We start from the raw sequence: 8,948 nt of genomic DNA, 5'->3' as shown, positions 1-8,948 counted from the left end.
GGCTTGTCGCAGATCGGACAGGCGGGGGTGTTGCGCGCCGCTGCCTTCATGCCCTTCGGCTTAGGCCGCGCTCCCGCCTTCTCTCCGCGGCGCGCTCCGCTCACTCGATCTCGACCTCCTCGGCCTTCGACAGCCAGAGATGGCTGACCGGGTAGCCCTCGCTCTGCAAAAGACTGACCACCTCGGTCAGAGGCAAACCGACCACATTGGTGTAGGAGCCTACCATCTTCACCACGAAGGCCCCGGCAATGCCCTGGATGGCGTAACCGCCCGCCTTGCCCTTCCATTCGCCGCTCGCGAGATAATTGCCGATTTCCTCGTTGGAAAGATTGCGGAAGCGCACGCGCGTCTCGACCACACGCTCGCGGGGATGATCGTCTGGGGTGAGCAGGCAGACCGCGGTGTGCACGCGATGGGCGCGCCCGCGCAGGAGCCGGAGCGCGTCGCCGGCCTCATGCTCGAGCTCGGCCTTGCCGAGCACGCGGCGTCCGACCGCAACCACGGTGTCGGCGGCAAGCACGAAGGCCTTGGCGAGTTCGGGTTCGTTCTTGATGAGCCGGCGCGCGGCCTCGGCCTTGGCGCGGGCGAGACGGCGCACGATATGGCGCGGCACCTCGCCCTTGGTGACGCTCTCATCGATCGAGGCGGGTCTGAGCGCATCGGGCGTGATGCCGGCCTGCTCGAGAAGCTGAAGCCGGCGCGGCGAGGCCGAGGCGAGCACGAGCTTGGGGCGGAAGCGGCTCGGCGCCGCGCGCGTCCGGGCCGGGCGCTGCGGGGCGGCCTTCTCCTTCTTCGCGGGCTCCGCTCTCTTGAGGCGGAACCTGCTACTTAAATCGGTAAGTGATCCGACCTTTAGTGAGATCATAGGGAGTCATCTCGACCAGAACCTTGTCGCCGGCAAGCACCCTGATGCGGTTCTTGCGCATTCGTCCCGCCGTGTGGGCGATGATCTCGTGATCGTTCTCGAGTTTCACCCTGAACGTGGCGTTCGGGAGGAGTTCCGTCACCACTCCCGGAAATTCGAGCATTTCTTCCTTCGCCATAAGGCTCCTTCCGCATCCCAAGTCGCGGGAGAATGGTCGGGAAGTGGCGGAAAATCAAGCAGATTGCTGGATGCGTTCGAGGCGCGATCATTTAACGTGGCGGGGCGCGGCCTGCGTGATACAAACCACCGGCACTCGAGAGGGACCCTGGATGACACGTCATCAGTCAAGACTGGCCACCGTCTTTGTTGTGATCCTCGGCATCTGCGCGGCACCGTCTGCGGTCCTTGCGCAAGCGGGGAGCATCACCAAAGGCATGCAGGACAATTGCGCCAACGACTACAGGAAGTTCTGCGGCGATTATGGGCTGCAGACCGCAGCTCTCAACCTTTGCATGAAGAGGGCGGGGCCGAGCCTGTCGCCGGCTTGCGTGCAGGCGCTGGTCCAGGCGGGAAAGGTCTCGCAAGCCGAGGTCGATCGCATCAAGGCACAGATGAAGAGCGGCAAATAGGCCCCGCAACGGCTTGTCGCTGCCCGACGCCGATGAGGAACAAGGAATCCCTGGTCATGAAAAGATGTCTTTGCCTGAGCGTGTTCGCGACTTTTCTGCTTGCGAGCAATGCCGCCTTCGCCGCCGAAGAGTGCACCAAGATCACGGCCACCGGCCATCCGCAGTATCCGGTGATCGCCTATCAAGACGGCGATAAGATCGTCGGCGCGGCGCCTGCGCTGGTCGAAACCATCGCCAAGCAGATCAACGTGCCGCTCGAGTCGAAATACACCGGGACCTGGGAAGAGGCGCAGCAGGCGGCATTCGATGGCAAGGCCGACATGATCTTCGGCCTCTACTACAACGACGAACGGGCCAAATATCTCGATTACGTGCAGCCGGCCTTCACCTTCGACGACGTGGCCGTGTTCGTGGTCAAGGGCAAGGACTTCCCCTTCACCGGCAAGGACGACCTGATCGGCAAGAAGGGCGTCACCAATCAGGGCGAGAGCTACGGCGACGAGTTCGACGCCTTCATGAAGGATAAGCTCGATGTCGCCCGCGCCCCGGGCATCGAGGCGGCCTTCAAGGATCTCTTGGACGGCAAGGCCGACTATCTCATCGCCGGCTACTATCCCGGCATCGCCGAGGCGGCCAAAGAGGGCCTCAAAGACCAGGTTGTGGCGCTCAATCAGGCTCTCCTTTCGCAAGAAATGTTCGTTGCCTTCTCCAAGAAATCGCCTTGCGCGTCGCTCGCGGCCAAGTTCGGGCAAGGAATTACCCAACTCACGACCGACGACAGCTACGACAACATGCTGGTGCAGGCTGAGAAGGATTGGGAGAGCGCGCAAGCGACCAGAAAGTGACCGGCTCCCTTTACGCCTCGCGTTCCGGCTGAGTGGAACTCGCGAAATTCCGTGGCATAATCGCGCATGGCGGCGCACGTGGCCGCCATGCGGGGCGTTTTCGCGCGAGGAGACGGCAACATGGGCTATTCGCACTCTGTCGGCGGTCACACCTATAGCTTCGGCTCGCTTAAGGAGCTGATGGCCAAGGCGACCCCTGCCCGCTCGGGCGACTATCTGGCCGGCATCGCCGCGGGCGACGACGAGGAGCGCGTGGCGGCGCAGATGGCGCTCGCGGAGGTGCCGCTGCAAGTGTTCCTCACCGAAGCCGTCATCCCTTACGAGAGCGACGAGGTCACCCGGCTCATCCTCGACGAGCACGATGCCAAGGCGTTCAAGCCGGTGGCGCATCTGACGGTCGGAGGCTTCCGCGACTGGCTATTGTCGGAAGCGGCGACGGAAAGCGCGCTTACGGCACTCGCGCCCGGGCTCACGCCGGAGATCGTCGCTGCGGTATCCAAGATCTGCCGGGTGCAGGATCTGATCCTGATCGGGCAGAAATGCCGCGTGGTCACCAAGTTCCGCAACACGATCGGCCTCAAGAAGCGGATGTCGACCCGGCTCCAGCCCAACCACCCCACCGACGATCCGACCGGGATCGCCGCGAGCATCGTCGACGGGCTGATGTACGGCAACGGCGATGCGGTCATCGGCATCAACCCCGCGACCGACAGCATCGCCCAGGTCACCACCCTGATCGAGATGCTGGACGAGGTCATATCGCGCTACGAGATTCCCACCCAGTCGTGCGTGCTGACCCACGTCACCACCAGCATCGAGGCGATCAACCGCGGTGCCCCCGTCGATCTCGTGTTCCAGTCGATCGCCGGCACCGAGGCCGCCAACAAGAGCTTCGGCATCAATCTCGCCATCCTCGCCGAGGGCCGCGAGGCGGCGCTCGGGCTCGAGCGCGGCACGGTCGGCAACAATGTGATGTATTTCGAGACCGGACAGGGGAGCGCGCTTTCGGCCAACGCCCATCACGGCGTCGACCAGCAGACACTGGAGGCGCGCGCCTATGCGGTGGCGCGCAAGTTCGAGCCTCTGCTCGTCAACACCGTGGTCGGCTTCATCGGGCCCGAATATCTCTACGACGGGCGGCAGATCACCCGCGCCGGGCTCGAGGACCATTTCTGCGGCAAGCTGCTCGGCGTGCCGATGGGCGTCGACATCTGCTACACCAACCACGCCGAAGCCGATCAGAACGACATGGACGTGCTCATGACCCTGCTTGCGGTCGCAGGCGTCAACTACATCATGGGGATTCCGGGCTCGGACGACATCATGCTCAACTACCAGACCACCTCGTTCCACGACGCGCTTTATGTGCGCAAGGTGTTGGGCCTCAAGCCCGCGCCGGAATTCGAGGACTGGCTCAAGACGATGGGCATCTACGAGCAGGACAAGAAGGACGTGCGGCTGTCAGACAGCCTGCCAAAGCCCTTCCAGCGCGCGCTGGCGCATCTGTCTTGAGGAGCGGCCAATGGCACGCGGACCGCGGGACATCGTCGTCGCCGATCCCTGGACCAAGCTGCGCGACTATACCAGCGCGCGTATCGCGCTCGGCCGGGCGGGAACGAGCCTGCCGACCAAGCCGCATCTCGAGTTTCAGCTTGCCCATGCGCGCGCCCGCGACGCGGTGCATCGCGAGCTCGACGCGGAGGCGTTTGCCGAGACGCTGCGCGCGCGCGGGCTTGAGACCGTGGTGCTGCACAGCGCCGCCGAGGGCCGCCCGATGTATCTGCAAAGGCCGGACAAGGGGCGCAGGCTCGATGCCGCCTCGCGCAAGCGCCTCGAGGAGCTGCAACGTCCGCAGAAGCCATACGATGTTGCGTTCGTGATCGGCGACGGGCTGTCGGCCTTCGCCATCGAGGAGAACGCAGCCGCTTTTCTCGATGCGGTTCTCCCGACCCTGAAAGACGACTGGAACATCGCGCCGCTCTCTGTCGTCAAAGAGGCGCGGGTGGCGATCGGCGACGAGATCGGCGAAGTCCTCGGCGCCAAAATGGTCGTCATTCTGATCGGCGAGCGGCCCGGCTTGAGCTCGCCCGACAGCCTCGGCATCTACATGACGCTCGGGCCCCGCATCGGCCTTACCGACGAGGCGCGGAATTGCATTTCGAACGTCCGGCCGCAGGGGCTGGGCTACAAGGAGGCCGCCTACAAGCTGCGCTATCTGATGACCGAGGCCAGGCGGCGCGGCATCTCCGGCGTCAACCTCAAGGACGAGGCGGAGGCCCTGCCCAAGACGGGTCCGGGATCGGCCGAGAACTTCCTCATCGAGTCTTAGCCGGGCTTACACCGTCGGGCCGCCGGCGAGGCCGAAGCGCGCCTTGATCTTCTTGAACAGGCCGTCGCGCACGGCGCGGTAGGCATCGAGAATCTGCTCGCGATTGCCGCTCGCGAGCGTCGGATCGGCAGTCGGCCAATATTCGACGTCGACGGCAAAGCCGCTCGCGATTTCCAGCGCCTTGTGATGCGCTTCCGGCGCAAGCGTGACGATGAGATCGAACGAGGTGTCGTGCACGCCGGCGAGCGAGATCGGCTTGTGCTTCGACATATCGATCCCGAGTTCCTCCATTACGGCAATGGCGAACGGATCGGTCACCTCGCCGGCGCGCACGCCAGCCGACCGGACGAAGACTTTGTTGCCGGCGAGATGGCGCATGATCGCGGCAGCCATCGGCGAGCGCACGGCGTTGCGGCTGCAGGCGAAGAGGACCGCGCCCGGCAGATCGCCCGCATGCTCCAAGGCATCATCCCTTCCAGTGGAGCGCGCAAAGCAGCGTGAATAGACGCCGTGCGGTGGGGAGGTCGATGGCGATCTTGCCCTTGAGCCGTTCGAGAAGCAGCTTGCTGCCCTCGTCGTGGAGGCCGCGGCGGCCCATGTCGATCGCCTCGATCTTGGCGGTCGGTTGGGTCTTGATCGCCTGATAGTAGCTTTCGCAGATGAGGAAATAGTCCTTCACCAGGCGGCGGAAGGGCGACAGCGACAGCATCACGTGCTGGATCGGCGCACCGTCGGTGTCGCCGACGGTGAACACGAGGCGGTTGTCGGAGAGCGAGAGGTGGAGCTTGTAGGGACCCCCATCATGGCCTTCGAGCGCGAAGGAGTTCTTCTCGAGCAGATCGAAGATCGCAACGTCCCGCTCGTGCTCGACCTCGGCCGTGTTGCGGCCGATCGAGGCCTGATCGAGGGTGACCTCGACCAGGCGCGCACGATCTTCCGTCGCCGTGTCGTCCTGTTCCGCCATCCTAGTCCCTGGGGTTGAGCCTGATCGCGACGGAACGGCGATGGGCGTCGAGCCCCTCGGCCTCGGCCAGCGTCATTGCCGCGGGACCAAGCGCGGCAAGCGCCTCCGCATCGAGCTTGAGGATCGAGGTACGCTTCATAAAATCGAGCACGGAGAGTCCTGAGGCGAAACGGGCGCTGCGCGCGGTGGGAAGCACGTGGTTGGTCCCTGCAACATAATCGCCAATCACCTCCGGCGTGTAACGCCCAACGAAAATCGCGCCGGCATCGTTGATGCGGGCGGCGAGCCTGTCGGGGTCCGACGTTGCGATCTCAAGATGCTCCGGCGCAAGACGGTCGGCAAGGGCGGGCGCTTCGTCGAGGCTTCCGACCAGGATCACGGCCCCGAAGTCGCGCCAGCTTGCCCGAGCGGTGGCCGCCCGCGGCAAAGTGGCAAGCTGAAAGTCGATCGCGGCGGTCACGTCCTCGGCGAAGGCCGCATCGTCGGTGATAAGGATCGATTGCGCCGCCTCGTCATGCTCGGCTTGGGCAAGGAGATCGGCGGCGATCCAGGCCGGATCGTTTTCCCCGTCGGCGATCACTACGACCTCCGAGGGACCCGCCACCATGTCGATGCCCACTTGGCCGTAGACCTGGCGCTTGGCCGCGGCCACATATGCGTTGCCGGGACCCACGATCTTGGCGACCGGGGCGATGCTCGCGGTGCCGTAAGCGAGCGCCGCGATCGCCTGGGCGCCGCCGACGCGATAGATCTCGTCGACCCCGGCGAGAGAGGCGGCAGCCAGCACCAGCGGATTGAGCACGCCCTTCTGCGCCGGCACCACCATGACGATGCGCTTTACCCGCGCGACCTTGGCGGGAACGGCGTTCATCAGCACCGAGCTCGGATAGCTCGCGGTCCCGCCCGGAACATAAAGCCCGGCCGAGGCGACCGGAGTCCAGCGGCTGCCAAGCTCGACGCCGGTTGCGTCCTTATAGCATTCGTCGCGCGGGAGCTGGCGCTGATGGTGATCGAGGATGCGCTCATGCGCGAACTCAAGCGCGGCGAGTGTCTTGCCGTCGACCTTCGCCCGCGCGGTCTCGATCTCGGACGGCAAGACTCTGATGCCGGCCGTCTCGAGGTCGAACCCGTCGAAGCGGCGGGTCAATTCGATCAGCGCGGCATCGCCCTCGGCGCGAACTTTGGCGATGATGGCTGCGACGACAGCGTTGACGTCGGCCGCGCTTTCGCGCTTCACCGCGAGCAGAGCGGCAAACCGGTCCTCGAAGTCGCGATCCCCGGAGGAAAGAAAGACGGCCATGACGGTCAGGAGGCGGAGCCGGATTTGCCGCCGACAGTCTTGCCGGCCACGCCCGCGGGCGCGTCAGGGTGCTCGGGCTTCGACTTGGTGCGCCAGGCGGGGCCGAGATCGGTGAGCGCCGCCTCGATGCACTCCACCTTGAGCTTGATCGAGGCGTCGCCCGAAAAGGTGAGGGTCACATAGCCGCTCGGGGCCTCGTCGGGCTCGAAACCGATGGCAAGCAGCGAAAGCACCTTATGCTCCGTCGCCGGCCTGATGCCCTTGTGCTTGGCCTCGAGCACGCGCTCGAATCGCAAAGCCGTTCTCCGCCGCCGATAGTCCTTGCGGCCGTTTCCGCCTTCGGTCCGCTCCCACTCGAAGCGGTTCAGAAGCGCGGCAAAGCGCTTCTTCGACGGGACATAGGCCATGTCCCCGACCCGCACCACGGCATCCTGGAGATGCGAGGAGATGACTTCGAGGTCGACTTCGTCGAGCGCGATGAGTTTCAGAAGGTTCATGGCAACAACGGGGGCTCTTTCGCATGGGCAAGTACCATGCTCAAGCAAGACATGAAACTGTCAAGTCCGGCTAAAGGTTAGCTCGACAGCCGCTCGATATGGGCGCCGCATTGGCGGAGCTTGTCCTCGATCCGCTCGAAACCGCGGTCGAGGTGGTACACCCGGCCGATGACGGTCTCCCCTTGGGCGGCGAGCCCGGCGATGATGAGCGACACAGAGGCGCGCAGATCGGTTGCCATGACCTGGGCGCCACGGAGCCCGCTTACCCCGGTCACGAGCGCGGTATCCCCCTTGAGCTCGATCTTGGCGCCTAGCCGGGCCAGTTCCTGCACATGCATGAAGCGGTTCTCGAAGATCGTCTCGCGCACCGTGGAGGTGCCGCTCGCCGTACACATGAGCGCGATAAGCTGGGCCTGTAGATCGGTAGGAAAACCGGGGAAAGGCTGCGTCTCGACGCTCACCGGCCGGAGCCCGCCGCCGTTCCGCGCCACGCGGATGCCGGTTGCCCGTTCCTCGACCTCGATCCCGCTCAAGCGCAAGATCTGCAACGCCTCCTGCAGGAGGTCGGCGCGGGCGCCGTCGAGCATCACCTCGCCGCCGGTCATGGCGGCGGCCATGGCGTAGGTCCCGGTCTCGATGCGGTCCGGAAGCACGGTGTGCTCGGCGCCATGCAGCGTCTCGCGTCCCTGGATCCAGAGCGTCGAGGTGCCGAGCCCCTCGATGCGGGCACCCATCCTGATCAAGCAATTGCCGAGATCGACCACCTCGGGCTCGCGGGCGGCGTTCTCGACCAGGGTCTCGCCCTTGGCCAGCACCGCCGCCATAAGCGCGTTATGGGTGGCGCCGACCGAGACCTTCGACAACTCGATGCGATTGCCGGTGAGGCCCCGCGGGGCCCGCGCGATCACATAGCCGCCTTCGAGCTCGATCTCGGCGCCGAGCTTCTCAAGCGTCGTGATGTGCAGATCGACGGGCCGCGTGCCGATGGCGCAACCGCCCGGCAGAGAGACTTTGGCCCTGCCGCAACGGGCGACGAGCGGGGCGAGCACCCAAAAGCTCGCGCGCATGCGCGCCACCATCTCGTAAGGGGCGGTCGTGTCGACGATTTCTGCCGCGGTCAGCCTGAAGGTTTGGCCGTCGGTCGTGCGCTGTCCCGGCCTCTTGCCGGCGATGGTGACATCGACGCCGTGGTTACCGAGGATACGGCCCAGGAGGTTGACGTCGGCAAGGCGCGGCACGTTGTGCAATGTGAGCGTCTCGCGGGTGAGAAGGCTGGCAATCATCAAGGGCAGTGCAGCGTTCTTGGCGCCACTGATCGGAATGGTGCCGCTCAAGCGCTGGCCGCCGACAATGCGGATGCGGTCCATGGCGGATTACTCCCTCGCGCGCCCCTGCCCCTTTTCGCGCTTTGTGTGCAGTCCCCGTAAATTGCCGGACAAACCTCCCTCAAGGCGGACCCAGCAAACCATCAGCTTACTCCCTGGGGCTTGTCCTGTCCCCCCTCATCGCATGGCTTTGA

At 65.0% G+C, this 8,948-nt stretch carries 11 protein-coding genes; 4 read left to right on the top strand and 7 right to left on the bottom strand.

Features of this window, described 5'->3' with window-relative positions; genetic code table 11:
- Positions 1-100: 100 nt before the first annotated feature.
- Together VFB18_RS09960 and infA are read right to left on the bottom strand one after the other, a co-directional pair.
- Entirely contained in the window at positions 101-865 is a 765-nt protein-coding gene (locus VFB18_RS09960; RefSeq protein WP_324974360.1) for a Maf-like protein, read from the bottom strand.
- Positions 825-1,043: a translation initiation factor IF-1 gene (gene infA, locus VFB18_RS09955; protein WP_324974357.1), complete on the bottom strand. Its 219-nt coding sequence runs from the start codon at positions 1,041-1,043 to the stop codon at positions 825-827. The genes VFB18_RS09960 and infA overlap by 41 nt, the downstream gene beginning before the upstream one ends.
- Before the next feature lie 151 nt (positions 1,044-1,194).
- Here infA and VFB18_RS09950 point away from each other — a divergent pair, with 151 nt between their 5' ends.
- From VFB18_RS09950 to eutC, 4 genes are all read left to right on the top strand, one after another.
- Positions 1,195-1,494, top strand: coding sequence for a hypothetical protein (locus VFB18_RS09950; RefSeq protein WP_324974354.1), 300 nt, complete (start codon positions 1,195-1,197; stop codon positions 1,492-1,494).
- A gap of 56 nt (positions 1,495-1,550) precedes the next feature.
- Complete coding sequence (locus VFB18_RS09945; RefSeq protein WP_324974351.1) at positions 1,551-2,339, top strand: substrate-binding periplasmic protein; 789 nt, start codon at positions 1,551-1,553, stop codon at positions 2,337-2,339.
- A 120-nt stretch (positions 2,340-2,459) separates the two neighbouring features.
- Positions 2,460-3,851 carry an ethanolamine ammonia-lyase subunit EutB gene (locus VFB18_RS09940; RefSeq protein ID WP_324974348.1) on the top strand — a complete coding sequence of 464 codons (1,392 nt, stop codon included), beginning with the start codon at positions 2,460-2,462 and terminating at the stop codon, positions 3,849-3,851.
- A gap of 10 nt (positions 3,852-3,861) precedes the next feature.
- Complete coding sequence (gene eutC / locus VFB18_RS09935; RefSeq protein WP_324974345.1) at positions 3,862-4,668, top strand: ethanolamine ammonia-lyase subunit EutC; 807 nt, start codon at positions 3,862-3,864, stop codon at positions 4,666-4,668.
- A 6-nt stretch (positions 4,669-4,674) separates the two neighbouring features.
- Here the strand turns inward: eutC and VFB18_RS09930 are convergent, their stop codons facing one another.
- From VFB18_RS09930 to murA, 5 genes are all read right to left on the bottom strand, one after another.
- Positions 4,675-5,130 (bottom strand): arsenate reductase ArsC, encoded by a 456-nt coding sequence (locus VFB18_RS09930; RefSeq protein WP_324974342.1) that lies wholly within the window; start codon positions 5,128-5,130, stop codon positions 4,675-4,677.
- 4 nt (positions 5,131-5,134) lie between these two features.
- On the bottom strand, positions 5,135-5,632 hold the full coding sequence (locus VFB18_RS09925; RefSeq protein ID WP_324974339.1) for a UPF0262 family protein: 498 nt from the start codon (positions 5,630-5,632) through the stop codon (positions 5,135-5,137).
- A 1-nt stretch (position 5,633) separates the two neighbouring features.
- Positions 5,634-6,932 (bottom strand): histidinol dehydrogenase, encoded by a 1,299-nt coding sequence (hisD, locus tag VFB18_RS09920; protein ID WP_324974336.1) that lies wholly within the window; start codon positions 6,930-6,932, stop codon positions 5,634-5,636.
- 5 nt (positions 6,933-6,937) lie between these two features.
- A complete protein-coding gene (locus VFB18_RS09915; protein ID WP_324974333.1) occupies positions 6,938-7,429 on the bottom strand; it encodes a DUF2948 family protein in 492 nt (163 codons plus the stop codon).
- Between the two features lie 77 nt (positions 7,430-7,506).
- Complete coding sequence (gene murA, locus VFB18_RS09910) at positions 7,507-8,796, bottom strand: UDP-N-acetylglucosamine 1-carboxyvinyltransferase (RefSeq protein WP_324974328.1); 1,290 nt, start codon at positions 8,794-8,796, stop codon at positions 7,507-7,509.
- Positions 8,797-8,948 lie beyond the last annotated feature (152 nt).

This window comes from Methyloceanibacter sp. (assembly GCF_035650995.1).
In the GTDB taxonomy this organism is placed as follows: Bacteria; Pseudomonadota; Alphaproteobacteria; order Rhizobiales; family Methyloligellaceae; genus Methyloceanibacter.
The sequence above is the reverse complement of the archived record's forward strand: the minus strand, read 5'-3'. Positions and strand labels throughout refer to the sequence as shown.

Bases quoted from the DNA above. Each gene is read 5' to 3' on its own strand.
- VFB18_RS09945 (WP_324974351.1), top strand. From the start codon at position 1,551: ATGAAAAGATGTCTTTGCCTGAGCGTGTTCGCGACTTTTCTGCTTGCG.
- VFB18_RS09940 (WP_324974348.1), top strand. From the start codon at position 2,460: ATGGGCTATTCGCACTCTGTCGGCGGTCACACCTATAGCTTCGGCTCG.
- murA (WP_324974328.1), bottom strand. From the start codon at position 8,796: ATGGACCGCATCCGCATTGTCGGCGGCCAGCGCTTGAGCGGCACCATT.
- VFB18_RS09960 (WP_324974360.1), bottom strand. From the start codon at position 865: ATGATCTCACTAAAGGTCGGATCACTTACCGATTTAAGTAGCAGGTTC.
- VFB18_RS09950 (WP_324974354.1), top strand. From the start codon at position 1,195: ATGACACGTCATCAGTCAAGACTGGCCACCGTCTTTGTTGTGATCCTC.
- infA (WP_324974357.1), bottom strand. From the start codon at position 1,043: ATGGCGAAGGAAGAAATGCTCGAATTTCCGGGAGTGGTGACGGAACTC.
- eutC (WP_324974345.1), top strand. From the start codon at position 3,862: ATGGCACGCGGACCGCGGGACATCGTCGTCGCCGATCCCTGGACCAAG.
- VFB18_RS09925 (WP_324974339.1), bottom strand. From the start codon at position 5,632: ATGGCGGAACAGGACGACACGGCGACGGAAGATCGTGCGCGCCTGGTC.
- hisD (WP_324974336.1), bottom strand. From the start codon at position 6,932: ATGGCCGTCTTTCTTTCCTCCGGGGATCGCGACTTCGAGGACCGGTTT.
- VFB18_RS09915 (WP_324974333.1), bottom strand. From the start codon at position 7,429: ATGAACCTTCTGAAACTCATCGCGCTCGACGAAGTCGACCTCGAAGTC.